Origin of the sequence: Kitasatospora viridis (assembly GCF_007829815.1) — a bacterium.
Lineage (GTDB): Bacteria > Actinomycetota > Actinomycetes > Streptomycetales > Streptomycetaceae > Kitasatospora > Kitasatospora viridis.
The window spans coordinates 537959-561864 of the sequence record NZ_VIWT01000002.1 but is presented as its reverse complement, the minus strand read 5'-3'; the positions used below and the strand labels follow the sequence as shown (position 1 = coordinate 561864).

The window sequence follows — 23906 nt, the reverse complement described above, 5'->3', positions numbered from 1 at the left end:
CCCTGGAAACCGCCCTACGGCTCGGAGGAGGCCGCGAGGTCCGCGCGGCTGGTGCCGAGTTTGCGCAGGACGTTGGCGACGTGGTGCTCGACGGTGCGGGGTGACAGGAAGAGGGCGGCGGCCATGTCGCGGTTGCTGGCTCCCTCGGCGAGGAGGTCGGCGACCTGCCGCTCGCGCGGGGAGAGTTCGGCTCCGTAGCCGGCGCGGCCACGCGGGCTGGTGGGCCTGCGCCCGCGCTCGCGCAGGTGGCGGTGGCAGCGGTCCGCGTCGCGGGTCGCGCCGAGCCCGTCGAACACGGCGATGGCCTGGGCGAGTTGCTCGGTGGCGCCGTCCGGCTCGGTGAGGGCAGCGCGTTCGGCGGCCAGTGCGGCGTGATGGGGGCGGCCGATGGCGAGCCACTGGGCGCGGGCCCGTTCGAACTCGCCCCGGGCGGCCCCGGGGTCGTCCTCACGCAGCAGCAAGCCGCGGCAAAGGTACTGCTCGGCAACCGCGCCCGGAGCCTCGCAGGCCCGGATGCCGGCGGCGTGCTGCTCGGTCAGCCGCTCGGCCGTGGTCCGGTCGCCGCGCAGCTGCGCGGTCTCCACCGCGGTGGGCAGCAGGTCCCAGGCGTACGGCCAGGCATCCTTGAGCCCGACGAACTCCAGCGGCTCGGTCAGGATCTGCCAGGCGGTGTCCGCGTCATCGCGCGCGAGGTGGAGGCGGGCCAGTCCGGCGGCCGCGCCGAGGGCGGTGACGTCCAGGGCGCCCGGGGTGAAGCAGCGGTCGAAGTGCTCGGCCGCACGTGCGGCCCGGCCGCGGGCGGCGGCGATCAGGCCCCGCACGGTGCCGAGCAGTCCGGTGCCGGTCAGCGGACTTTCGGGGTAGCGGGCGTGGTAGGCGGCGAGGTCGGTGTCGAAGTCGTGCCAGCGACCGCAGGCCCAGTCGAGCAGCAGCCGGTAGGACTCGGTGTAGGCGGCCAGCGAGGACTGGTGCAGCCGCGCGCTGATGGCCAGCGACTCGTCGGCGAACGGCACGGAGCGCTCGTCCAGTCCGACGCAGACGGCCGCCTCGGCCGCGTTGCTGAGCGCGATCGCCGCAGCCCTGACGACATCGGGGTCGGCGCTCTCCCGGACCAGCCGGGCCAGCAGCTCGGGGACCGCCGGGTCACCCCAGACCGCCATGACGCTGGTGTAGTTGGAGTGGACGACGGCCCGGGCCGACTCGTCGTCCCCCTGAGCGGCGACGTCGCGGGCGCGCTGGAGCCAGACCCGTTGCTCGGCCGCCGAGTAGCGCGCGCTGCCGCAGGTGGCGAAGGCCGACATGGCCCGGACAGCGAGGGAGGGCTGGTACTGCTGGAGGTCCGGCACCGCCGCCTCGATCTCGGCCCAGCCGCAGGCGTCGCCCAGTTGGTTGGCCAGCACCGCGCCCAGCCGGTAGCGGATCTCCCCGCGCGCCGCGCCGGGCAGGCCCGGGGTGGCCAGGATCCGCCGCAGCGTGGCGACGGTGTCGGCCGGCTCGGCGCTGAGCCGGGCGATCCTGGCCACCGCGAGGGCCACCTGCCCCAGTTTCCCGGCGGGCAGGCGCGGCACCTCCAGGATCTCGCCCAGCAGGAGGGCCGCGGTGCCCAGGTCGCCGACCGCGGTGGCCTGGTCGGCGGCCGCCTCCGCCTGCCGGAGCCAGTCCTCGGTGTCGCCCAGGGCGCGCGTGTGGTGGGCGATCTGCACCAGCGGCGGCGCGGGTTGGGCGCGCAGCACCTCCAGGGCGCGGCGGTGGCCCCGGGTCCGCAGCGGGCCGGGCATCGTGTCGTAGACCGCCTGGCGGGCCAGCACGTGCGCGAAGCCGTAGCGGCCGGGGGACGTCTCGCGCAGCACCGCGCCGGCCAGCGCCTCGGTCAGGGCCAGCCCGCAGGCGTCCTCGTCCAGCCCGGCGACGGCGCCCAGCAGGTCCTCGCCCGCGTCGACGGCCAGCACGGCCGCGGCGTTCGCCACGGCGGCCGCCGCCGGAGCGAGCCGGCCGATCCGCTCCGTCATGGACTCCCGCAGGCTGCGCGGCACGCCCAGGTCCCCCGCCTGGCGGGCCAGGCTGCGGCGCTCCACGCCTCCCGGGCCGCTGCCCAGGCCGCGGACCGAGCCGTGGACCGAGCCGTGGACCGAGCGGGACGCCCGGCCGGCGAGGGTGATCAGGTCCTCCTCGATGACCAGCGGCAGACCGCCACTTCGGGCGTGCAGGGTCCTGGTCAGGTCGGCGGTGGCCTGGTCGCCCAGCACCGCGTGGGCCATCTTCCGCAGGTCCTCCTCAACGAGCGGTCCGAGGCTCAGCTCGGTGCCCCTGGTCCCCGGCGGGCGGCGGTAGGCGGCGCCGAGGACCGGGCGCCGCTCGGGCAGTTCCTCGCCGCGGTAGGTGAGCACCAGTGCCGCGTCCGGCGCCAGGTCCTTGGAGAGCAGCAGCAGGAGTTCCAAGGTGGCGTCATCCGCCCAGTGCAGGTCCTCGACCACCAGCACCGCCGGGGAGATCACGATCAGCAAGTCCCGTACGCCCTGGGTGATCCGGTGCCGGAGCGCCCCGGGGGCGACCTCCTCCGCGGGCGGTGCGGGGAGCCGGTCGGCGAGGTCGGGCAGCAGCGGCGCCAGCACACCGACCGATCGGCTGATCCGGTCCACCGGCGGCAGCCAGGGACCGACCGCGCGCAGCGCGTCGATCACCGGGCCGTACGGCAGGGGCTCACGCAACGGGTGGCAACCCCCGAGGATCACCCGAACACCCTGGGCACGCAGCACCAGCGCGGCCTCCGCCACCAGCCGCGACTTCCCGATCCCCGCCTCGCCCTCGACCAGCACCACGGCGGGCCGCAGGCCCAGCGCACCGAGCAGGGCCCTCAGCTCACGGCCCCGACCGGCGAAGACCAGCCCTTGCGTGCTCGGCAGTTCCCGCGCGGTTCCAGGGCCTCTGGCCATCGTGCGCTCCGATCCACCGGTGACTCACCCCACGCTGTTCACTCTAGATCGGGCGGAGCGGCTCACTCCAGATCGGGCGCAGCGGCCCCCGGAAGCCGGGTGGCTCCGCCCCGCCCCAGCCGGACCCGCACGAGCGACCGGTCCGCCGTGGTTCAGTGGTCCACGGGCAGACCGTCCCGTTGTTTGATCGGTTTCATGATGATCTGTGAGTTGACGGCGGTGGCGCCCGGCAGCCTGGTCAGCCGTTCGGTCCACAGCTTCTCGTACGCGGCCAGGTCGGCGACCGCGACCCGGACCAGGCAGCCGGGGCTGCCCATCAGGCGGTAGGCCTCCACCACGTCGGGGATCGCGAGGAGGGCCTCCTCGAACTCGGCGACCGACCTGGTGTCGCGCTCGATCGAGACCAGGACCTCGAAACTGCGGCCGATCGCCTGCGGATTGACGACCGCTCGGTAGCCCTCGATCACGCCGTCCTGCTCCAGCTGGCGCACCCGCCGCAGGCACGGCGAGGCTGTCAGGCCCACCCGTTGGGCGAGCTCCTGGTTGGTGAGCCGGCCGTCGTTCTGGAGCTCGCGCAAGATGCTTCTGTCGATCGGATCCATGGCGAAATTATCTACCATGCTTGGCCGAAAGCCCGGCAGTGATCCGCAACCCCATTGCGGCCGTTTCGCCGTAATCTTGCGCCCGGCGCCAGCGCCTCTCCCCACACCCTCCCCCCTGAACGGATTCCGTCATGCAGCCCGCCCTCCAGTCGCCGAACTCCCCCGCGATGCGCGTCGAGCACGACCTGCTCGGCGAGCGGGAGGTCCCGGCCGACGCGTACTACGGCATCCACACCCTCCGGGCGGTGGAGAACTTCCCGATCACCGGGACCCGGGTGTCGGTGTACCCGGAGCTGGTGGCCGCGCTGGCCTGCGTCAAGCAGGCGGCGGCGATGGCCAACCGCGACCTGGAGCTGCTCGCGGACGGCAAGGCGGCGGCGATCGTGGCGGCCTGCGAGGAGATCAGGGCCGGCCGGCTGCACGAGCAGTTCGTGGTGGACGTGATCCAGGGCGGCGCGGGCACCTCCACCAACATGAACGCCAACGAGGTGGTCGCCAACCGCGCCCTGGAGCTGCTCGGGCACGCCAAGGGCGAGTACCCCGCGCTCCACCCGCTGGAGGACGTCAACGCCGGGCAGAGCACCAACGACGTCTACCCGACCGCCGTCAAGATCGCCCTGTGGTTCGCGGCCCAGGGCCTGCTGGCGGCCATGGCGGTGCTGCGCGACGCCTTCGCCGACAAGGCGGCCGAGTTCGCCGACGTGCTGAAGATGGGCCGCACCCAGCTCCAGGACGCCGTGCCGATGACGCTCGGTCAGGAGTTCGCCGCCTTCGCGGTGATGCTGGAGGAGGACCGCAGCCGGCTCGACGAGGCCTGCGCGCTGATCCGCGAGATCAACCTCGGCGGCACCGCCATCGGCACCGGGCTCAACGCCCACCCCGCCTACGCGGCCACCGCCTGCGCCCACCTGGGCGCGATCACCGGCATACCGCTGGAGGTCGCGGGCGACCTGGTCGAGGCGACGCAGGACGCCGGCGCGTTCGTCCAGCTCTCCGGCGTGCTCAAGCGGATCGCCGTCAAGCTCTCCAAGACCTGCAACGACCTGCGGCTGCTCTCCTCCGGCCCGCGCACCGGCCTGGGCGAGATCAACCTGCCCGCCGTGCAGGCGGGTTCGAGCATCATGCCGGGCAAGGTCAACCCGGTGGTCCCCGAGGTGGTCAACCAGATCGCCTTCGAGGTGATCGGCAACGACCTCACCGTCACCTTCGCGGCGGAGGCCGGCCAGCTCCAGCTCAACGCCTTCGAGCCGATCATCGCGCACAGCCTGCTGAAGAGCCTGACCCACCTGCGGGCCGGCTGCCTGACCCTGGCCGAGCGCTGCGTCACCGGCATCACCGCCAACCGCGACCACCTCGCCCACCTGGTCGGGCGCTCCATCGGCCTGGTCACCGCGCTCAACCCGCACATCGGCTACGAGAACGCCACCAGCATCGCGCAGGAGGCGCTGACCACCGGAGTCTCCGTCCACGACCTCGTGCTCGCGCGCGGCCTGCTCACCCAGGCGCAGCTCGGTGAGATCCTGCACCCCGACAACCTCGCCCGCCCGCACAGCGCCGCCGGTGCCCGTCACTGACCCACCCGGCACGGTAGGAAGAAGGAGCAGCAGATGACCCCCCGACAGATCGCCGACGACTACGTGGACCAGGTCGCCGCCTACGATCCCCTCATCTCCACCTGGCTGGGCGTGGCGCCGGACGACGACCGGCTGCCCGACCTGACGCCGGACGGCGTCGACGTGGGCGCCGCGCTGGCCCGGCAGGCGCTGGCCCGGCTGGACGCGCTGCCCGCGCCGGACCGGGAGGCGGACCCGGCCGAGCTCACCTGCGCCCGGCTGCTGCGCGAGCGGCTGACGGCGGAGCTGCGGGTGCACGAGGCCGGCGAGCACTTCCGCGCCGTGCGGAACATGCACACCCCGGTGCACCAGCTCCGCAGCCTGTTCACCATGATGCCCACCGCCACCGAGGAGGACTGGGTGCCGGTCCTCGGCCGGCTGCGCAAGCTGCCCGCCGCGCTGGACGGCTACCGGTCCACCCTGGCCGAGGGCATCGCGCGCAAGCTGCTCGCCGCGCCCCGGCACGCCGAGGTGCTGGGCGAGCAGCTGACCACGTGGACCGGCGGACCGGCCGGCGGCCCCGGCTGGTTCGCCGACTTCGTGGCCCCGGCCCCGCAGCGGCTGCGCCCCGAGCTGGACGCGGCCGCCGCCGAGGCCACCGCCGCCCTGGCGGGGCTCCGGGACTGGCTGCGCGACACCTACCGGCCCGCCGCCGAGGGCACCCCGGACGCCGTCGGCCGCGAGCGCTACCTGGTGATGGCCCGTCAGTACACCGGCGCCGACCTGGACCTCGACGAGACCTACGCCTGGGCGTGGGAGGAGTTCCACCGCGTCTGGGCCGAGCTGCGCACCGAGGCGGGACGCGTGCTGCCGGACGCCACCGTCCAGCAGGCCCGGGCCCACCTGGACGAGCACGGCCACACCGTGCAGGGCGCCGAGCGGATCCGCGCCTGGCTCCAGGGCATCCTGGAGGAGGCGATCGAGGCGCTCGACGGCAGCCACTTCGACATCACCGGCCCGCTGCGCCAGGTCGAGACCCGGATCGCCCCGCCGGGCAGCGCGGCCTCGCCCTACTACAGCAGCCCGAGCCTGGACTTCAGCCGCCCCGGCCGCACCTTCCTGCCGCTGGCCAACGGCGACGCCGAGGAGCGCTTCCGGACCTGGCGGCTGGTCAGCACCTGGTACCACGAGGGCGTTCCGGGCCACCACCTGCAGCTCGCCTCCTGGGCGGCGGCCGCCGGCCAGCTCTCGCGCTACCAGGTCACCCTCGGCAAGATCAGCGCCAACGTGGAGGGCTGGGCGCTGTACGCGGAGCGGCTGATGGAGGAGCTCGGCTTCCTCACCGATCCGGCCCGCCGGCTCGGCTACCTCGGCAAGCAGATGATGCGGATCGTCCGGGTCATCATCGACATCGGCCTGCACCTGGAGAGCACCATCCCGGCCGCCTCCCCCTTCCACCCCGGCGAGCGCTGGACCCCGGAGCTGGCCACCGCGTTCATGGGCGAGTACGTGGGCCTGCGCTCCGCCCACCTGAACAGCGAGATCATCCGCTACCTCGGCCGCCCCGGCCAGGCCATCGGCTACAAGCTCGGCGAACGCGCCTGGCTGGCCGGCCGCGAGGCCGCCCGCCGCCGCCAGGGCGCCGACTTCGACCTCAAGCGCTGGCACATGCGGGCCCTGCGGCAGGGCTCGCTGGGGCTGGACGACCTGGAGTCGGCGCTGGCGGTGCTCTGACGGCGGCCGGCGGCCGGCGACCGTGACGGGCCGCTCTGGACACGGGCCCTGAACACGCTTGCGCAAGCCGCCGATCAGGCCCTGTCCCTTGATCTGTCGGACGGATCGCGGTGGTCCACGCCACCCGCCTGCCCGCTCCGACGACTACCGCCGGCACGGTGTACGTGCGGGCCCTGCAGCCGGCCAGGGCCCGCACGCTGGTGGTGTCCGGTCAGGGCTGGCGCTTGTAGCGCCGCTTGGCGGTGACGCCGTTCGGGCCCAGGAGCATCACGTCGAAGCCCTCGTCACTGATCTCGTACACGGCCGTCGTCTCGATGGTGCCCGCCTTGCGCTGCAGGATGATGCGGTTCCCGTCGCGGCGGGCTATCCCCTTGGCCTGGCGGTCGTCGCCGTACCCGAAGTCCCCGACGTACTCCTGGCCGAGGGTGAACTGCGAGACCGACGCCTTGGTGGCGACGGTGCTCTTGAACGTGTAGTGGTCGCCTTCCTGGCGGACCTCCACGGTCTGCGGGTCCGCTGCCAGCACCTCCCGGGTCGCCGCGTCGACCTTGATCGACTCCAGGTACTCCTCGTACCCCTCGCTGCTGACCAGCTCGTACGTGCCGGAGAAATCAGTGAAAGCTCCGCCTGCCATGTAGCCCCTCCATCGTGATCATGACAAGTGCGATGCCCGATCCGGGCACCGCACTTGTCATGATCTACGAAGGCCACCTGCGCCCGGGCGGAAACAGTCGAACCGGGGCCTGATCCGGCCGGGTCCGACGGATCTCTTGACGGTTCCTGCCCTGAGCAGCCCCCTCCCCGGGCGAACGCTGCCTGTGCCGCTACCGCTACCGCCCAGAGGCCGCGCGGCCACCGGGCAGTCCCGCGCGAAAGAGGTCCCACGAGCGGTGCAGGTCCCGGGCGATCCGGTCCGCCAACGCGGCGGGCACGGCCGGGTCCGCCGGCGCGGCGGGCCAGTCGACGCCGGGCCGCATGAGGTGCGCCGTCGCCTCCTCCCCCAGCAGGTAGGCGCGGCTGAACTCGGCCTGCACGGCACCGAGGGTGGCGCCCGCGCGTGACGCCTCGTCAGCGAGCTCGCGGAACCGGGCGCCGAAGACGGTGACCTCCTGGCTGCCCAGGTAGGGCTGGTTCAGCGCGACCTGGGCCGCTTCGGTGACCGCGAAGCCCGCGCGGTGGGCGTCGGCCAGCGAGCGCAGCAGCGCCGGGGCCATGGTGACCGGCTCCGCACCGCGCGGCTCACCGTCGGCGTCGCCCCGGTTGGAGAGCGCGACCACGCTCGGCACCCGGTCGCCCGGCGCGCGCTCGACGCACAGCGCGCCGTCCGGGCGGGCGGTGTGGTTCATCGTGTCGTGGAACGACAGCACGAAGCAGGACCGGGGCCCCGGATCGGACCCCCGGAGCCTGCGCTCCAGCAGCCGCTCCACCAGCTGGTCCCGGGTGTGCTCGTAGACCTCCACCCCGAGGGCGGCCGCACTGCGGAACGCATCGGCCAGCCGGGCCAACTCGGCGGGCCCGGCCGGCGGGGTGAGCAGCGGAAGGAAGTTGAACATCACCGGCCGCACCGCATCCACCCCGCTCAGGTCGACCGGCTGCCCGGGCCCCGCCGCCGCGACCCGCGCGAACGCCTCGCCCAGGGTCGCCACCAGGTCGGCGGGCTCGGGCCGGTTGGGGTCACGGACCATGCGCGGGTGCGGGTTCTCGACCACGATGACCCGCCGGTCGAGCTCCGCCCACCGCCGGGTGACCGCACTGGTCGCCACGTCCGTGAAGTCGAACTGCAACCGCCGAGTCAGCCCCGGATCGAGGAACGGCGCCAACTCCGCCGGAACCAACGCCCCGGCGTGCGGGGTGCAGACGATCAGATCAGCCTCCGCCAGCGCCTCACCGAGCGACCGGCGCCCACGATCGGCGTAGAAGACGAGCTCCTCCGGCTCGAACCGGCGGCCCAGCGGCCAGAACAGCGGATCACCCAGCGACATGACGCCACGGTATCCGCCTGACGAGGCGTCGAACGGCGCCACGCTGCTGTGTCGGACACGGGTGTCCTGGGTGATGAGCGCGCCGCCGACGGGGACGGGTCAGTCAGGACAGAAGACGGATCGTCAGGGGTGCCGCCGGATGGCGGAGGGACGGGCTTGGCCATCGCGGCGTTCTCCTCCAGCTACGAGCAGAGGGCCATGCGTGCGTGCCGCCGGGAAGTGCCTCAACCTGGAGCTACCACTTCGATGTTCACCTCGGGACGGCCAGTGTCAGTGCCATCCAGCAACCTCTACTCATGCAGACTGCACAGGCTGAAGAACCGGCGTCGGGACACGGTCGGAACTTCCATACCTTGGCCGACGCGGGTGCCACACTCTACGTCGCCGAGAACCGAGCGCTAGATGCGCTGAAGGTCGGAGTCACGAGCTGGGTCAGCCGTACCGATCGGCTCCGTGTCAACGCTCGGCACGGTTGGCGCACAGCAGCGGAGGTCCGGTTCGAGGAGGGTGGGGACGCCTTTAAAGCCGAACAGGCAGTACTGGCCTTCCTCCGCTCATGCGGTGCAACTGCTCAACTGCACCAGGACAAGCTCCCCCAAGGTGGCTATACAGAGACCATCGCACACGCCGAGTCAACGATCACGGTCTCCCAACTAGTTGCCGTGGCAGAGACCGCAGCCGCCGTCGTCCAGGCGACGGAAGGTCCGTTCTATCAATTCCTCCGCGCACTCGACGTACTGCGCGACGCGATCAAATCTGCGCAAGAACTCGCCGACTCAGGTCATAAGAGTGAGGCAGTGACCGTACTTGACGCAGTGAAATCCATGCTGGACCAGCTGAACGCGGCCCTCGATTGAAGCCGCTGATCCAGCTGGCGGCACCTCTGTGATCTCGGGCCGACATCCGGAAGCCCGAGGTATACCTCGTCCAGGACTGCGGCCCGGTCGGTCGGGGTGTGCGGACGAGGTCTCTTCCGCCGGAGTACTTATCAAGGCCATTGAGGCTGACCGGCCGCCGCGTCCACCCAGACTCGGCCCGTCTGACTCAACCGACCTTCCAGAGAGCCAGGCTGTAGTTGAAGTTCCCAACCAGGAACCTGCTGTCGGGGCTGAAGACCAGGGGCCCCGGCATGAAGGGTTTGGGATCAAGGGAGGTCGCCTGGTTCAATCCTTGGAGAGGATTCCAGGCAGCTGTGGACCAGATCTGGACGTAGCCGTACTCCTCGGCTGCGGCGAGCATGCCACCGTCCGGGCTGAACGCGAGGGCGCAGACCGGATTCTGAGAGAAGGCCAGGGTCTCGACCACCTGACGGGTGGCGACGTTCCACACCTTCACCTCGCCCCGGGAGGCGGTGGCGAGGACCTTGCCGTCCGGACTGATCGCGAGGGCGATCACACCGTCCCCGGCATTCTCGACCGTCGCGGTGAGCGTGCCACTGCCAACGTCCCAGAAGCGCAGCAAATCCTGGGCGGTCGAGGCGATGATGGTGCGGCCGTCCTGGGTGAACACCATGGCCTCCACATTCCCATCGTCGTTACGCAGCACAGGCCGCTCGACGGGATTGTTGGTTATGGTGGCGACCAAGGAGTGGTTCTGGACATTCCACAGGGTAATCACGCTGTTGGCGCCGTACGCCAGGGTCCTGCCGTCCGGGCTGAACGCGAGGCGCCCGTCCCCGTCATTCTGAACGTTGTCGCCCTGGAGGGTTCCAGCCTTCGCCCGGGATGCCACGTCCCAAAGCGTGATCGTCGCGGCGTGGTTGACACTGGCGAGCAGCGAGCCATCGGGGCTGAACTTCACCACGTCGGTGAGGCTGATGACGGCGTCCGGCACGGGAGGACTGGTCCCAAGGTTGGTCGCGAGGTCCAGGCCAGGGGTGTTCCACAGCATTACGGTGCTGTCCCAATCGCCCACCGCGAGGAATTTGCCGCCTGGGCTGAAATCCAGGGTGGATATCATGGTATGCCACTTGGGGGACGCCTTGTACGTTGGCTCCAATGGCGTGCTGGGCGTCGTCGGGGTTTCCGAAAGGGTCGGGGACGTGCTCGGACTCGCCATGGTCGACGGTGAGGACGTCGCCGGCTGGGGCATTCCTGAACCGCCTGCGATCGGGGTGCCCGAGGTCCGGCTCAGTGCGAGCGGCACCGCAGCTGCCGCAGCGGCACTCACGCCGAGTGCACCAAGTAGGATTGTTCGCCGGCTCGGGCGTCGGTGCGGCGCCGGACCTCTGCTGGCTTCCTCATTCGCCGGGGGATCCGCCTCGGCAGGTGGCGGGACGGCGTGCTCCGGCCCAGGGAGTGCCGTTATGGTCGATAGCTCCTCGTTCGCGGCTCCCGAAGCCAGGACAGCCGTCCCCCTGTCGGACGCCGCCAACTTCTCCTCACCCTCTGGCAGTTCGAGGATACGTGCGATGGCGTCGTACTGTTCGTCGATCAGGGCGTGCACGGCGGCGGGCCACGGCCGCACGGAAGGAGCCAGTGGTCCGAGGGCACTGGCGATCACTGCGGGTGTGGGCCGCAACGCCTGATTCTTGGACAGGCACAAGGCGACGAGCCCGCGCAGTTCCTTCGGGACCGCGGACAGGTCGGGTACGGCATGGACGACCTTGTAGAGCGTCTGCGGCGTGGACGTACCGGCGAACGGGCTGCGGCCGGTACACGCCTGAACGAGCACCGCGCCGAGCGAGAACACGTCGCTGGACGAGGAGAGTTCACGCCCGTCGGCTTGCTCCGGGGACATGAAAGCGGGGGAACCGACAAGCCAGCCCGTGTGGGTGATTTCGGTGCCGCCCTCGCTGTCCGTGGCCCGGGCGATCCCGAAGTCGATGACCCGGGGTCCGTCGGCGGCGAGCAGAACGTTGGACGGCTTGAGGTCGCGGTGGATGAGCCCAGCCCGATGGATCCCACCGAGCGCGGCCGCCAGTCCGGCAGCCAGGCGCACGACCGCCTCCGTCGGCAACGGGCCGGTCGTCTCGACGACATCGGCCAGGGACGGGCCGGGGACGAACACCGACGCCAGCCACGGAAGCGGCGCATCTGCGTCCGCATCGATAACGGCCGCCGTGTACGCGCCGGACACCCGCCGGGACGCTTCCACTTCGCGGCGGAAGCGCGTACGGAATCCGTCGTCCTCCACGAACTGCGGGCGGACGACCTTAACCGCGACCAACCGCCCGTCCGGCGCGACACCCAGCAGGACCCGCCCCATGCCGCCTCGCCCCAACTCCGCCACCAGCCGGTACGAACCGATCGTGAGCTGGTCCGCCTCCCCCAATGGCTCCATCGACCCCTCCGATGCCTAGACTCCTCGGCGGCAACTCTGTCCATTCGCAACCCTGTTACCCATGTTGGCGCGAGCATCTCACACCCCGTCGAGGCTGTGCAGGGTCGTACCTGATACTGCGGCAGGGATGTCAGCCGCCGCCGTCACCGCTGGAAGGCGTCACCTCGCGACCGCCACGGACGTGGTGGTAGTCCTACTGTGGCCGTTACGCGATCAGCTGCGGCCGGCCGTACGGCTCCCTGGGCAGGACGGACATCTGCTCAGGGTCGGCGAGTTCGGTGAGGCCATACACGGCGGCATCCTTGGAGCCGGGGTGGAGCGCGATGCCGATCTGCTCCCTCCAGGTGGTGATGGCGTCGCGGATCCACCGGCCGTGGTCGTCGGCCAGCTCAGCGGAGTAGCTGGCGATCACGACGCGGTGGTCGGGGCGCTGGAGCAAGTACCAGAGCGGTGCCCACCGGGCTGCGCGGCGGGACTTGCCGTGCCGGGGCGGCATGGTGAGGAGCAGTCGGACGGCGTCGCCGGCAGCGATCCGGGCGAAGGCATCATCGATGAGGGCCAGGTGCTCGGCCTGCATCTCCCGGCTGGCGGTGAGGACGGCAGCAGCGAGCCCGGGGAGAGCGGCGCATCGCCATGTCCTTCTCGACCTTGGCGAGCTGGTCCCCAGCTGTGGTGAGGCCTGGGCGGCGATGGCTCGTCGTCCGGGCCTGACAGCTGAGTGCGGGCCGGAGCATCGATGCCGAGGAGGCGCGAGTCGCGCTCCAGGATGCGCACGGCCCGGTCGATCGCCAGGAGGTCACCGTCCTTGACCGCGCGTCGGAACGCGACGAAGAACAGCCGCTCCAGGCGCATGTGATGGACGATGCGCAGCTCGTCCACGGCGATGTCGAGTTCGGTGTGCCGCCTCGCAGGGCGGGTGCTGACGTCCTTGCAGGCATAGCGGATCAGCGCCGCGTCGTCCGGCAGCTCCTTGCCCTTGGCGTACAACTCGGCGCCGTAGCCCTGGGGTACGCGATGCGGTCGGTGTTGATCACTGGGTCTGAGGAGAGCTTGCGGCCGATGGTCAACTCCGGCCAGTTGAAGCTCGACGGCGTCGGCGCGGCGCTGCGCGATCGCGGCGCGCTGCGCCCGGGTGGGGAGGGCCATGGGCGCGAAGATCCTTCCGTGCGCCCCGCGCCTCTCCCATGATCCCGCATGCCTCGTTCTGACCTGCTCGGATGCGACCGTTCTCCGTCCAGGCGTACAGTGCGCCCATGCAGGTGATCCAGCTGGATGGCATCACAGCCGCGTCATTCCAGTCTGTTCAGGGCTCAGCGCGGATGGCTGTGCCCCGGCAGGGCACAGCCATCGGCTGGGACTCGACGAAGGTCAACACGTCCTTCCAGCAGGTCCAGGTCGCGCGGGCAGCGGTCCCGGCGCGAACGCTCAACCTGCCCGAGATCGGTCGCTGGCGGAGCCGGGTAGTCAGCGAGGCATGGTCGTTCAACGGGCTCTTCGTGAGCTGGCGCTCCGGAGAGCTGCTCGACGGTCAGCATCGCTTGTCGTCGGTGATCCAGCTTCTGGACGTCCCAACTGGCAAGGGGAAGACGCAAGCATTCCTCGACGCCGTACTGGCCGTCTCAAGGGCGTCCATCGACGTCGAGGTGGACCAGCTACAGGCTGAAGGACCGTCGTATCGATACGCCTTCGTCCACGCGCTTAACCGGCTTGAGTCTGGTTACCTGCTCGGCCTCGCGCTACGGGCAGCTAAGAAGTGGGCCACCGCAGACCCCCTGCCGAGTCCGCCAGCCATTGGCCAAGAGCCACTCGCTATCGCGTGTGGGGTCACGAGGCTGAGCATGCCCCTGGTTCCACGTGCCCCAGGACGCGTCGGTGCGGCCGGTCGCTTCGGGGTGGGCGTCCACGGGCTGGTTCTCGGCCTGGCTGCCTGATTGATCACACCCTCCCGGTTCTTCGACTGAGAGGTGAGCAATGCGTCATGTCCTGGAGTCGCCGTGGTCTGTGGAGGCCATGGTGAAGGCGTTCGGAGTCGGTGTGGCGGCGTCCTTGGAGCTGCTGCTTCAGCTGCTGCGGCACAAGGCGGGCCGACGTCGGCAGCGGCCGTTGGCGAGCGTGCGGCGGGTGCCGGTGCGGAAGTCCGTGCGGCGGGCTGGTGAGCTGCGGCGGGTGCGTCGGCGGTGGGCCGGCCGGTCTGTGCCGGGCGGCGGGCGGCGGGCCGCCAGTGGCGCGCCGACGGGTCGGCCGCGGGTGCGCTCGGCGGCGGCTCGGCAGCGGCCGGTCAACCGCCGCTTCTAGCGGCTGTGTCTGGGGGCCAGCACGTCAACACGTGCTGGCCCCCAGCAAAATTTGGTGCCGACGACGTGCACCGCTCTCCCGCGAGGGCTTGGAAGCCGGCAAGACATCGGGCGTCACGGTCCCGGACTCGGACAGCCTGGTCATGCGTCACCGCACTCTGCCGGATCCCCTCGGGGACAACTGCCGCCAGCGCGTGGCAGTCGCCGCTTCCAGCCCCGCAGCTCAGCAAGTCCGCCGGCGGTGAAGGCGATCTATCAGCGATCTGTGGGTAGCACGGTGTGTCATGGGCCGGGTTGGCGCCGCCGACTGCGCACCACCCCGAGCCGAAGGAACCTCCCCTGATGTCTCCAGAGCACCCGAGCCGGCCGTGGGACGTCCACCGGCTGCCCTCCGCCGCCGGCAAGTCGTTCCTGGTCACCGGGGCCAACGCCGGGATCGGTTACTTCGTCGCGGAACAGCTCGCCGCAACCGGGGCTGTCGTGGTGCTCGGATGCCGGGACGGGGAGAAGGCGCACGCCGCGATGGCCTCGATCCGCTCGCGCGTGCCCGGCGCGCAGCTGCGTCATCTCCGGTTGGACCTCGCCGACTTGGCGTCGGTGCGCACCGCTGCGGACGGGCTCGGGCTGGACTGCCTCGACGCGGTGGTCCACAACGCCGGTGTCGCGCTCGACGATCCGCCGCGGCGCACGACGGAGGAGGGCCACGAGCTGATGTTCGGGGTCAACCACCTGGGCCACGTCGCGTTGACCCGGGCCCTGGCGCCCCTGCTGTCCGCGGCGCCCGCCGCCCGGGTCGTGACGGTGGGCAGCTTCGCGGCGCGCTCCGAGCGGCTGGACCCGGACGACTTCCAGTCGGCCCGCGACTACCGACCCAAGCGCGCCTACGGCCGCTCGAAGCTGGCGCAGATGTCCTTCGCCTTCGAGCTCGACCGCCGCCTGCGCGCCCACGGCAGCACCGTGGTCAGCCTGGTGGCCCACCCCGGCGGCGCGCTGGACTCGCTGACCCCGCCCCGCGCGGGGGTGCACGCCCCAACTCCCGGCAGCCGGTTGCGCGGTGCGCCCGCGGGGCTGCTGCTCCAGGGCAAGGACCGCGGGGCGTGGCCGATCGTCCGGGCCGTCCTGGACCCGCGGGCGCGCGGCGGTCAGCTGTGGGGCCCCAGGGCCTTCGGCCTGCGCGGCACACCGCAACTGGAGCTCGCCAAGGCCCACATGACCGACCCCGCCATTGCCGCGCACCTGTGGTACGCCAGTTGCGACGGGGCAGGCGTCGAGCCCGATCTGGCCCTCCTGTAGCGGATCAACGAGCGGGCGCGATCAACCTGCAGGATTCACATCTTCGAGTGAAGATCCACATTCTGGCCGCCGAATCGCCCGGCCGTCGCCGAGGATCCGTTCCAATGGGGATTCGGACCGGTACCAGTCACCGAACTCCGCGACAGCAACCACCCGCACGAGGAGAGGTCAGCCATGTCAGACGAGGCAGCCGAGACCGCGGTCGACGAGCCGTTCCTGATGTCCATCGTGAACGTCCACGCTCTCCCTGACGGTGGAGTCGCTCTGATGGGCCGCGTCGAACGCGGCAGCCTCAAGGAGGGGGACGACGTCGAGATCGTCGGCGCCGGCAAGTCCCGCGTGGTCAAGTGCGCGGGGATCCAGGACGACCGTACGGCGAGGGACGACCGGCCGGAGAAGGCCGTTGCCGTGCGGCTGCGTGAGGTGGCTGCGAAGGACATCGAAGCGGGTCAGGTCCTGGCCAAGCCGGGCAGCTTCACCGCACGCACCACCTTCAAGGCCAGTGTCTACGTGCTGAGCGCGGACGAAGGTGGTCGCGACATCTCCATCAACGAGAGCTACCGGCCCAAGTTCGTCATCCGCGAACAGATCATCGACGGATCCATCAAGCTGCCGGTCGGAATCGAAAGCGCAACGCCCGGCGAGAGCACCGATCTGACGGCCACTCTGGACCGCGAGATCGTCTTGGTGGAGGGCCTCGGCTTCGCGTTCCTGCACGGCCCGGGAGTCGTGGCGAGGGGAGCCGTCACCGAGGTCGTCTCGTAGGTGCAGGACCACGCGATCCCCGACCCCACTCACGGGGATCGGGGATCGGGGATCGGGCGGGGCAGCCTCGGGCGCTACAACTGGCTCAGGATGGTCGGGTCCGTGATGCTCGTGTCGTCGGCCAGCAGCATCGCCTTGCTGAGGATCACCGCCAGCAGCCGGTCCCCCTCGAACGGGAGGTACCCCGTCGTCGGGCTCGCCGAGCCGGCGGCCGGGACGATGCACAGGTACTGGTCGTTCGGCGTGCGCAGGATGTTGCCCGAGCCGAGGTGGATCTTGTACGTGTGGCGTTCGCCCTTGACGTGCAGGAAGCGGCCCTCGATGGTGCACCGGTCGGCGATCGCGAGCCTGGGGACCAGCCGCTCCAGCAGCACGCGGCGCGTCTCGGCGCCCTGGTTGAGTTCGCCGAATCCGTAGGACGTCCAGTACTCGTGGAAGCGGCCCTCGGGTCCGCCGTCCTGCCAGGTCGGGTCGTTGCCGATGCTGGCCACGCCGACGAACAGGTCGACGTCGCGCAGGACTTCGGACAGCACCAGGGGCGGGATGTCGGCGATCGGCAGGGACTCGACCGGGTCGGTGCCGTTGGGCAGCCACATCCGGTACTCGCCGCCGTAGGTGGAGGCCGAGTTCTCCGGGGCGTCGATCGGGTAGAAGCGGACCTGGTCGGTCGTCAGGCGCAGGTAGCTGCCGGATTCCGTGGTGTCCTCGCCGTAGTTCTCACCTTCGCCCTGGATCCAGTACTCGGCGCGCAGCCCCCAGTGCGGCAGTTCGCGGGTGGCCGGCGGGGCCGAGTCGTCGACCATCAGCCGCAGCCGGTTGCGCCAACCCCGGATCGCCGCGAGCGAGTTGAACTGGTGCTGGCGCAGGACGTGCGCGGCGAACCGGTTGGAGTAGGTGCCGGTCGCGCGCTCGGCGTCGGTCAGCAGGTACACCTCGCGGTGGGCCTGCTTGAACGGCTGGGTGATCGCGTGCCGCTCCAGCCAGTCGCGCCAGGCGACGATCTCGGCGGGCTCGTGGCCCACCGGGTGCCAGAGCCGGACCTCGACTCCCGCAGCCACCAGGTCGCCGGCCAGCGGGGCGTCATCGAGCGTGCGCAGCTCGCCGTCGGCGAACCCGACGGTGGTGCCGTCGACCGTCCACAGCAGGCGGCGGGCCAGCGTGCCGACCAGCGGGTGGTCGATGAAGCGCTCGCGCCAGGCGTCGTAGGACCAGCGGCGGTCGGCGACGAACTGCCGGTCCAGGCGGTCGCTCTGGGCGGAGAGCGTCTTGTCGATGTCCTTGACCGCCGCCTTCAGCTCCTTGAGCTCCTCGGCGTGGTCGCGCCGGACCGCGGCGGGCACGCTCTTGACCGCCTTGCCCGCCGGGCTGCGCCAGCCGAGCGCCACCCGGGTGCCCCTGACCTCCAACACGGCGGTGACCTCGCCCAGTTGCCGCTCGGTGCGCCCGACCTCGGTCAACCCGTAGGCGGGGACGGCGAGTTCCTCGATCTCCTCGCGGGACAGGCCGAGCGCCCGGGCCCGGGTCTCCAGGGCGGTGTCGAGCAGCTTGAGCGTGCCCTTGTAGGTCACCCGGGTGGCCAGCCGGGCGAGTTCGGCGAGGGCGGGGGCACCGTCGATCCGGGACAGCGCGCCGACGGCGGCGTTGGCGACCTTCGGGTTGCGCGGGCCGAGCCCGGGGACCTTCTTCAGCGCGGTCTCGACCAGGCCGCCGAGGGCGCGGACGGTGTCCTGGTGCGAGGGCAGCAGGGCCAGCGTCCAGACCAGCCCGCGCAGGGCGTTGGCGTTGTAGGGGTCGAAGGAGTTGTTGACGTCGCCTTCGTACTGGCCGCGTTCCAGCTCGAAGGTGCGACGGCCCACCAGGGCGAGCCAAGGCACCACGGCCTCCCGCACCCGGTCGGCGCCCAGCGGTTCGATCAGCGCGCGGGCCTGCTTCTCCCACTTGGCGCTGGACTTGCTCGCGGTGGCGGTGGTCGCGTGCCGCAGCAGGTCCTGCCACTCGGACACGCCGTCAGCGTCCCGCAGGGCCTGCTCGGCCCACTCCTCGCCGACGTTGAGCACGGGCTCGGTGAGCTTCGCGGCGAGCGCGGGCAGCGCCTCGTCCCGGTAGGCGTCCAGGGCCGCGCGCCGGAAGACGGCCACGACGGCGGGCGCGAGCGTGCGGCCGGCGGCGAGCTCGGCCTCGGCGAGGACCTCCTGGCGCTCCAGGTACCAGAAGGTCTGCCGGCGGCCGAGCTCGTCGAGCCGCTCCAGGCGCTCCGTCAGCAGCCGCTCCCCCGGCAGGTCGTGCGTGACGACGCCGATCAGGGTCAGCGCGTTGCGCCGGGCGTTCGGACCCGCCTCCGCCGAGTGGTACTGCGCGACCAACGCGTCGGCGAGCGCCTCGCGACGCTGCGCCGGAAGCGCGCGCAGCTCGTCGAGCAGGCCGGCCCCCGGCGCGTTCCAGACGCCCCGGTTGGCAACCGCGAGCTTCAGCAGCTCGACGCCGAGTTCGTCCCACTCCTGCGCGGCGGCGTGCCGCCGGGCCGACTGGGCTATCAGGTCCAGCTGCGCCATCGTCAGCCCCCCACCAGTGCGACGAGCTTGAGGAAGGTGACCTCGGTCCCGAGGGCGAGATCGATCTCCTCCTCCGGGTCGGTGACCTGACGGTCCCCCACCAGCACCAGGAAGCCGTTGCCCGCGAAGGCCTTCAGCGCCAGCTCGCTCTGCGCCTCGGGGTCGATCCGGCGGGACGTGCGCAGCACGAACCCGTCCCCGTTCAGCACGCGCTCGGCCTCCGTGGGCTGGACCAGCCCACGGAACACCTGCGAGGTGCGCGCGTTGTACTCGGCGACCTCCTGGAAGACCCGACGCCGGATCAGCTCACGCACGGTGAGCCGCTCCTCGGCGATCTCCAGGCCCCACCCATCGCTCCGGTCCCCCGCAGTCGTCTCGTCGACGAACATCACGATTGCCATGCCGGGGAGACTACGGGCGGCCGGTGACATCGTGGTCAGAGGGGCGCCCTCTCCCCGGGGTCCTACCGCGCGGGTCCTACCGCGCGGCCTCGTCGTTCCCAGCGGGTTCGAGTACCTCGGACACCGGCAGGCGCGGGGTGAACGGGCCCTCGGGGCCGTAGCCGAGGCGGAGCAGCATCTGGACGTGGAGCGGGCCCTGTCGGGGCTCGCGGGTGGCCCAGCGCAGTTCGGGCCATTCGATCGAGGGCGTCGGATCACCGGCCTGCCGGAATCACCCTGACCACCGCGCCCTCCCCCGCGCCCCGAACAGGGCGCAGTACAGTGACCGGGGCACGTAGGGGGCGGGGGCATGAACGCTGTCGGGACGTACGTCGACCGCCGGTACCGGCTGGACAAGCTGCTCGGGCGGGGCGGCATGGGTGAGGTCTGGCGTGCCCACGACCTCCGGCTGGAGCGGCCGGTCGCGATCAAGTTCCTCTCCACCCACACCGCCGTCGACCGTGAACTCCTCGACCGGTTCCAGCGCGAGGCGCGGGTCACCGCCGGGCTCCGGCACCCCGGCATCACCCAGGTCTTCGACACGGGCGACTGGAACGGGCAGCTCTTCCTGGTGATGGAGCTGATCGACGGGCGGGACCTGGCCGCGGTGCTCAAGGAGCGCGGCTCACCCCTGCCCGTGGAGCAGGCGGTGGAGCTGACCGCCCAGGCCGCCGACGCGCTCGCCCACGCCCACCGGTCGGACGTCGTCCACCGGGACATCAAGCCTGCCAACCTCATGCTGCTCACCGACGGCCGGGTCAAAGTGTGCGACTTCGGCATCGCGGGGTTCATCCGGGCCGACTCCGAGCTCACCCGGGACGGCGCGAACCCGGGCACGCCCGCCTACATGGCCCCGGAGCAGTGCCTGGGGCAGCGGGTCGACGGGCGGGCCGACCTGTACGCCCTGGGGTGCGTGCTCTACACGCTGCTCACCGGGCGACCGCCGTTCGCCTCGGGCGGGGACTACCAGGCGGTGATGTTCGCTCACATCAACACGCCACCACCGCCGCTGGCCGAGCGGCGCCCAGGCCTGCCCGTGGCGGTCCAGCACCTCGTCTCAGCACTGCTGAGCAAGGACCCGGCAGCCCGGCCCGGGAACGCGGCAGAGGTCGCCGCCCGGCTGCGGCGACTGCCGCTGCAGCCGGGCGGCGGTGCGTCTTCGGTACCGCCACCGCCGACCGAGCCCCCGGCCTCCTCCGGCATCGGCCTCCAGGTGTTCCAGAACGAGTACCTGACGCAGGATGCCGTGGAAGCCAACGCCATCCTCACCGTGACCGGCGCAGACGCCGGCGCCGGCGCCCCGGCCTCGGCGGCCGCCGCGCCGCGCTCGTTCGTCTTCCTGCTCGGGCTCTCCGACCGGCTGCCGGAGGCGGACTTCCGAGCCGTCAGGCAGCAGGTGGCCGAGGCGGTCGACCGCCTCGACGACGGCGTCGCGTTCGCCCTGGTGGCCGGCTCCGAGTACGCGCGGATGCTGTATCCCGACAGCATGCGGCTGACCCGGGCGAACGCCTTGACCAGGGCCGAGGCGCGGGCTGCCGTCGAGCAACTGCGGCCCGTCGGGGCGGCAGCCTTCGGGCGCTGGATCCGGCTCGCCGACCGGCTGTTCACCGCCCACGCCGACACCGCGCGCACCGCGGTGCTACTGACCGACCTGGTGGCCACCGGTGAGACGCCCGGGGAACTGGCCACAGCGCTGGCCGCCTCGGCCGGGCGCTTCGTCTGCCACGCGCGCGGGATCGGCACCGACTGGGAGGTGAGCCAGCTCAGGTCGATCACCCAGGCGCTGAGCGGAACGGTCGACATCGTGGCCGCGCCGGCCGCCGACACCGGGCCGCGCGGGAACCTCGCGCACGAGCTGGCTTCGCTGATCGAGAGCACCCGGCAGGGCTTCGCCCGCGACCTCGCGCTGCGGGTGCGGATGCCGGCGGGCGTCGGGATCCGCTTCCTCAAGCAGGTCGCCCCGATCGTCGCCGACCTGACCGACCGCGGCGCGCCGGTGGGGCCGGGCACCCTGGAGTACCCGGTCGAGCTGCTGGGCAGTGCGTCGTGCGACTACCACCTGTGCCTGTCGGTCCCCCCGGGACGCGTCGGCGACCGGATGCGCGCGGCCGACCTGCGGGTGGTCCTGCTGCCACCGGCGGGCGATGGCCAGACCCTGGCCAGGCAGCCGGTCCTGGTGGTGCGCACGGACGACCTGACGGAATCGGGACGCATCTCGCCGAACGTCGCGCACTACACGGGCCAGGCGGAACTGGCCCAGGCGATAGCGGAGGGCCTGGCGGAACACCGCCGGGGCGACGAGCCGACAGCCGGGTAGCCCCGCAGGTTGGACGGCGCTGCGGTGTGACCGTAGGCGGTGCCGTTCTCCGATCGCGTGGTGGCGCCGTGGCTACGGCCGTCGACGGTGAGGCTGGTGAGCAGGCGTTGTCGGCGGCGTCGGGCCGGACGCCGTGCAGGCCCGCACAGGGTGGCTGAGACAGCGCGAACCATGCTGCTGACCAGCCAGTACCTGGCGGAGCCCGACCGCGTGGCGAGCCGGGCCGCGATGCGGCCGATCGGCGGCGCGCCGCGAAGTGACGGGACGTCAGCATGCGGTGGCCTCGATCACCTGTGCGGACCACCTGGCTGGTGACGTTGGGTCAGGCCGCCGAGCCTGGGGAGGCAGGGGGTCCGACCGGTGGGGCCCCGCTCGACGGCATCCCCGAGTCCCGGCCCTCGCCACGGGCACGGCCGCCGGTCGGTCGGCGCGGCGCTCCCGCTCGCGGACCGGCACGACGACGGAGGAGACGACATGGGATGCGGTTGTGTTCTGGCCCTGCTCGCGGGAGCCTCGCCCAGACTGGCCCTCGGGCTGGTCTGGCTGCTCACCAACCTGGTCCACCGTGCCTTCCACGGCATCGTGCTGCCGCTGCTCGGGCTGGTCTTCGTCCCGTTCGGCACACTCATGTACGTCCTCACCTACCGCCCCGGTCACGGGGTTCCGGGCTGGGGTTGGGCACTGGTCGTCCTGGGTTTCGCACTCGACCTGGGCAACTACGGGGCCGGCGCCCGTGCGCGCGAACGGTCGCGCTGAGCCGCCGCTCCGTCGGCCGTGCCCCGGGTCGCCCGGACGAGACCGCCGCCAACCGGCTGCAGCCCCTACGCCCCACCTCGACCGGGCCGACCGCCCCACGGCATTTCCCGGACCCCCGCTCGTGACGCTGGCAGGACTCGAACCTGCAACCTGCGGCCCCTCAGACCGCCGCCTCTGCCGATTGGGCCACAGCGCCTTGCTGACGTAGCGTCGGTGCGATTCGAACGCACACTGGACCGGTCCTGAACCGGCTCCCTCTACCATTGGGGTACGACGCCGTACCGTGCGCACACGAATGCTGTGCGCACCTCGCTGGCCTGGCAGGACTCGAACCTGCGACATTCCGCTTTGGAGACGGACGCTCTGCCGATTGAGCTACAGACCAGTGCGTCGCCGAGGAATCGAACCTCGCCATCCCGTGAGGGAGCAGGGGTTACAGCCCCGCTTGCGTCCCAGCGCTCAACGCTTGCTTGTTGCTTGTTACTTGTTACTTGCTGATTGATGCTTCGTCGTTTCGTTCCTTGCTTCGATTAAGAGAGTAAGCACGGGATGCACCACGAGCGACTGAATTTCCGAGCCCGGCCTCGGAAGGTGACGGCCCAGGACGTGACGAGGCGTCCGACGCCGTCCGGGGGGCGTGCGGGAGTGTGCGGGAACGTCCGGAATCGTGCGCGACCGGTTGCTCCGCGCGCCGCCGAGTGCTGAGGTTCGGGGTGTGCCCCGGCACCGAGCCCGCGGGCGAACCCCCTGACCGGAGGATCACCATGCGATTCACCTCAACTCCCGGACGCGCACTGGCCGTCGCGCTCGCGGCAGCCACGCTCGGCCTGGGCGCCGCGGCCTCGGCCCAGGCCCAGACGATCGGCGGCGGCACGACCATCACCAACGGCACCTGCTCGGTGCTGGCGACGCCCACGCCCGGTGGCGGGCTGATCGTCCAGGCGCGCGGCGACAACAGTAACTGCAACTTCTTCATCTTCGACTCGACCACCGGGACCCTGCTCACCGAGGAAATGGCGCCCCGCGGGACCATGGTCTACTCCGGTCTGCCTCCGAAGCTGACCGGCTGCCTGACCTCGGACCTGACCGATACCAACGTGTGCGACCCGCTCACCTGACCACGGCACGCTTGCCGGTTCCGCCCGGAGCCCTCCATCGGCGTCAGCGGGAGGACAGCCGCACGGGTGCGCTGGCGGGGCTCTCGCGGCCGGCGCGGTCGACGGCGGTGACGGCGTACCAGGGGCCCGGTGCGGTGGCGGGAGGGTGGAACCGGTCGAGGTGGTGGGCCGGTAGCAAGGTGCTGAGGCGGGCGGCGTCGGCGGGCGGCTCCGGTCCGGGGTCGGTGCCGTAGTGGTACAGGGCGTACTGGAACGGCCGCGGGCTGTCGGGGCGTGGCGAGGGCG

General features: G+C 71.6%; 18 protein-coding genes and 3 tRNA genes. 9 read left to right on the top strand and 12 right to left on the bottom strand.

What is annotated here, in order from left to right; genetic code table 11:
* Nucleotides 1–14: 14 nt before the first annotated feature.
* Together FHX73_RS29780 and FHX73_RS29775 are read right to left on the bottom strand one after the other, a co-directional pair.
* Nucleotides 15–2933, bottom strand: coding sequence for an ATP-binding protein (locus FHX73_RS29780; RefSeq protein WP_145908983.1), 2919 nt, complete (start codon nucleotides 2931–2933; stop codon nucleotides 15–17).
* A gap of 152 nt (nucleotides 2934–3085) precedes the next feature.
* Nucleotides 3086–3535 carry an Lrp/AsnC family transcriptional regulator gene (locus FHX73_RS29775; protein ID WP_145908982.1) on the bottom strand — a complete coding sequence of 150 codons (450 nt, stop codon included), beginning with the start codon at nucleotides 3533–3535 and terminating at the stop codon, nucleotides 3086–3088.
* Between the two features lie 131 nt (nucleotides 3536–3666).
* Between FHX73_RS29775 and aspA the strand changes: the two genes are divergently transcribed.
* Both aspA and FHX73_RS29765 read left to right on the top strand, forming a co-directional pair.
* Entirely contained in the window at nucleotides 3667–5109 is a 1443-nt protein-coding gene (gene aspA, locus FHX73_RS29770) for an aspartate ammonia-lyase (RefSeq protein ID WP_145908981.1), read from the top strand.
* Nucleotides 5110–5142: 33 nt separating this feature from the next.
* Nucleotides 5143–6822 carry a DUF885 domain-containing protein gene (locus FHX73_RS29765; protein WP_145908980.1) on the top strand — a complete coding sequence of 560 codons (1680 nt, stop codon included), beginning with the start codon at nucleotides 5143–5145 and terminating at the stop codon, nucleotides 6820–6822.
* Between the two features lie 211 nt (nucleotides 6823–7033).
* Here the strand turns inward: FHX73_RS29765 and FHX73_RS29760 are convergent, their stop codons facing one another.
* Nucleotides 7034–7456, bottom strand: a complete 423-nt coding sequence (locus tag FHX73_RS29760) for a lipocalin/fatty-acid binding family protein (RefSeq protein WP_145908979.1) — start codon at nucleotides 7454–7456, stop codon at nucleotides 7034–7036.
* Nucleotides 7457–7652: 196 nt separating this feature from the next.
* Entirely contained in the window at nucleotides 7653–8804 is a 1152-nt protein-coding gene (locus FHX73_RS29755) for an N-formylglutamate amidohydrolase (RefSeq protein WP_211786372.1), read from the bottom strand.
* 296 nt (nucleotides 8805–9100) lie between these two features.
* On the opposite strand from FHX73_RS29755, the gene FHX73_RS29750 reads away from it, so the two are divergent.
* A complete protein-coding gene (locus tag FHX73_RS29750) occupies nucleotides 9101–9661 on the top strand; it encodes a hypothetical protein (RefSeq protein ID WP_145908978.1) in 561 nt (186 codons plus the stop codon).
* Nucleotides 9662–9848: 187 nt separating this feature from the next.
* Here the strand turns inward: FHX73_RS29750 and FHX73_RS29745 are convergent, their stop codons facing one another.
* The 3 genes from FHX73_RS29745 to FHX73_RS29735 all read right to left on the bottom strand — a co-directional run bounded on the left by FHX73_RS29745 (nucleotide 9849) and on the right by FHX73_RS29735 (nucleotide 13232).
* Nucleotides 9849–12086: a WD40 repeat domain-containing serine/threonine protein kinase gene (locus FHX73_RS29745; protein WP_145908977.1), complete on the bottom strand. Its 2238-nt coding sequence runs from the start codon at nucleotides 12084–12086 to the stop codon at nucleotides 9849–9851.
* A gap of 205 nt (nucleotides 12087–12291) precedes the next feature.
* Nucleotides 12292–12498: a hypothetical protein gene (locus FHX73_RS29740; RefSeq protein ID WP_145908976.1), complete on the bottom strand. Its 207-nt coding sequence runs from the start codon at nucleotides 12496–12498 to the stop codon at nucleotides 12292–12294.
* Nucleotides 12495–13232, bottom strand: coding sequence for a patatin-like phospholipase domain-containing protein (locus tag FHX73_RS29735; protein WP_145908975.1), 738 nt, complete (start codon nucleotides 13230–13232; stop codon nucleotides 12495–12497). Before FHX73_RS29735 ends, FHX73_RS29740 begins: the two co-directional genes overlap by 4 nt.
* Before the next feature lie 107 nt (nucleotides 13233–13339).
* Between FHX73_RS29735 and FHX73_RS29730 the strand changes: the two genes are divergently transcribed.
* From FHX73_RS29730 to FHX73_RS29720, 3 genes are all read left to right on the top strand, one after another.
* Nucleotides 13340–14017 carry a hypothetical protein gene (locus tag FHX73_RS29730; RefSeq protein WP_145908974.1) on the top strand — a complete coding sequence of 226 codons (678 nt, stop codon included), beginning with the start codon at nucleotides 13340–13342 and terminating at the stop codon, nucleotides 14015–14017.
* Nucleotides 14018–14722: 705 nt separating this feature from the next.
* Complete coding sequence (locus FHX73_RS29725) at nucleotides 14723–15673, top strand: SDR family NAD(P)-dependent oxidoreductase (RefSeq protein ID WP_145908973.1); 951 nt, start codon at nucleotides 14723–14725, stop codon at nucleotides 15671–15673.
* Nucleotides 15674–15847: 174 nt separating this feature from the next.
* A complete protein-coding gene (locus FHX73_RS29720; protein ID WP_145908972.1) occupies nucleotides 15848–16438 on the top strand; it encodes an EF-Tu C-terminal domain-related protein in 591 nt (196 codons plus the stop codon).
* A gap of 74 nt (nucleotides 16439–16512) precedes the next feature.
* On the opposite strand, the gene FHX73_RS29715 is transcribed toward FHX73_RS29720, so the two are convergent.
* Nucleotides 16513–18990: a DUF4132 domain-containing protein gene (locus FHX73_RS29715; RefSeq protein ID WP_145908971.1), complete on the bottom strand. Its 2478-nt coding sequence runs from the start codon at nucleotides 18988–18990 to the stop codon at nucleotides 16513–16515.
* A 2-nt stretch (nucleotides 18991–18992) separates the two neighbouring features.
* Nucleotides 18993–19391 carry a hypothetical protein gene (locus FHX73_RS29710; protein ID WP_145908970.1) on the bottom strand — a complete coding sequence of 133 codons (399 nt, stop codon included), beginning with the start codon at nucleotides 19389–19391 and terminating at the stop codon, nucleotides 18993–18995.
* Nucleotides 19392–19740: 349 nt separating this feature from the next.
* On the opposite strand from FHX73_RS29710, the gene FHX73_RS29705 reads away from it, so the two are divergent.
* Together FHX73_RS29705 and FHX73_RS29700 are read left to right on the top strand one after the other, a co-directional pair.
* Nucleotides 19741–21747 carry a serine/threonine-protein kinase gene (locus FHX73_RS29705; RefSeq protein WP_145908969.1) on the top strand — a complete coding sequence of 669 codons (2007 nt, stop codon included), beginning with the start codon at nucleotides 19741–19743 and terminating at the stop codon, nucleotides 21745–21747.
* A 474-nt stretch (nucleotides 21748–22221) separates the two neighbouring features.
* Entirely contained in the window at nucleotides 22222–22503 is a 282-nt protein-coding gene (locus FHX73_RS29700) for a hypothetical protein (RefSeq protein WP_145908968.1), read from the top strand.
* 122 nt (nucleotides 22504–22625) lie between these two features.
* Here FHX73_RS29700 and FHX73_RS29695 read toward each other — a convergent pair.
* The 3 genes from FHX73_RS29695 to FHX73_RS29685 all read right to left on the bottom strand — a co-directional run bounded on the left by FHX73_RS29695 (nucleotide 22626) and on the right by FHX73_RS29685 (nucleotide 22888).
* Nucleotides 22626–22699, bottom strand: a tRNA-Leu gene (locus tag FHX73_RS29695).
* A 9-nt stretch (nucleotides 22700–22708) separates the two neighbouring features.
* Nucleotides 22709–22781: transfer RNA gene (locus FHX73_RS29690), tRNA-Leu, on the bottom strand.
* 34 nt (nucleotides 22782–22815) lie between these two features.
* Nucleotides 22816–22888 (bottom strand) — tRNA-Trp (locus FHX73_RS29685).
* Between the two features lie 379 nt (nucleotides 22889–23267).
* Here FHX73_RS29685 and FHX73_RS29680 point away from each other — a divergent pair.
* Nucleotides 23268–23621: a hypothetical protein gene (locus FHX73_RS29680; protein WP_145908967.1), complete on the top strand. Its 354-nt coding sequence runs from the start codon at nucleotides 23268–23270 to the stop codon at nucleotides 23619–23621.
* Nucleotides 23622–23906 lie beyond the last annotated feature (285 nt).

Excerpts from the sequence above, each read along its gene's own strand:
- FHX73_RS29700 (WP_145908968.1), top strand. The coding sequence starts at position 22,222 with ATGGGATGCGGTTGTGTTCTGGCCCTGCTCGCGGGAGCCTCGCCCAGA.
- FHX73_RS29710 (WP_145908970.1), bottom strand. The coding sequence starts at position 19,391 with ATGGCAATCGTGATGTTCGTCGACGAGACGACTGCGGGGGACCGGAGC.
- FHX73_RS29720 (WP_145908972.1), top strand. The coding sequence starts at position 15,848 with ATGTCAGACGAGGCAGCCGAGACCGCGGTCGACGAGCCGTTCCTGATG.
- FHX73_RS29775 (WP_145908982.1), bottom strand. The coding sequence starts at position 3,535 with ATGGATCCGATCGACAGAAGCATCTTGCGCGAGCTCCAGAACGACGGC.
- FHX73_RS29715 (WP_145908971.1), bottom strand. The coding sequence starts at position 18,990 with ATGGCGCAGCTGGACCTGATAGCCCAGTCGGCCCGGCGGCACGCCGCC.
- FHX73_RS29760 (WP_145908979.1), bottom strand. The coding sequence starts at position 7,456 with ATGGCAGGCGGAGCTTTCACTGATTTCTCCGGCACGTACGAGCTGGTC.
- FHX73_RS29735 (WP_145908975.1), bottom strand. The coding sequence starts at position 13,232 with ATGGCCCTCCCCACCCGGGCGCAGCGCGCCGCGATCGCGCAGCGCCGC.
- FHX73_RS29780 (WP_145908983.1), bottom strand. The coding sequence starts at position 2,933 with ATGGCCAGAGGCCCTGGAACCGCGCGGGAACTGCCGAGCACGCAAGGG.
- FHX73_RS29755 (WP_211786372.1), bottom strand. The coding sequence starts at position 8,804 with ATGTCGCTGGGTGATCCGCTGTTCTGGCCGCTGGGCCGCCGGTTCGAG.
- FHX73_RS29750 (WP_145908978.1), top strand. The coding sequence starts at position 9,101 with ATGCAGACTGCACAGGCTGAAGAACCGGCGTCGGGACACGGTCGGAAC.
- FHX73_RS29725 (WP_145908973.1), top strand. The coding sequence starts at position 14,723 with ATGTCTCCAGAGCACCCGAGCCGGCCGTGGGACGTCCACCGGCTGCCC.
- FHX73_RS29680 (WP_145908967.1), top strand. The coding sequence starts at position 23,268 with ATGCGATTCACCTCAACTCCCGGACGCGCACTGGCCGTCGCGCTCGCG.
- FHX73_RS29765 (WP_145908980.1), top strand. The coding sequence starts at position 5,143 with ATGACCCCCCGACAGATCGCCGACGACTACGTGGACCAGGTCGCCGCC.
- FHX73_RS29730 (WP_145908974.1), top strand. The coding sequence starts at position 13,340 with ATGCAGGTGATCCAGCTGGATGGCATCACAGCCGCGTCATTCCAGTCT.
- aspA (WP_145908981.1), top strand. The coding sequence starts at position 3,667 with ATGCAGCCCGCCCTCCAGTCGCCGAACTCCCCCGCGATGCGCGTCGAG.
- FHX73_RS29745 (WP_145908977.1), bottom strand. The coding sequence starts at position 12,086 with ATGGAGCCATTGGGGGAGGCGGACCAGCTCACGATCGGTTCGTACCGG.
- FHX73_RS29705 (WP_145908969.1), top strand. The coding sequence starts at position 19,741 with ATGAACGCTGTCGGGACGTACGTCGACCGCCGGTACCGGCTGGACAAG.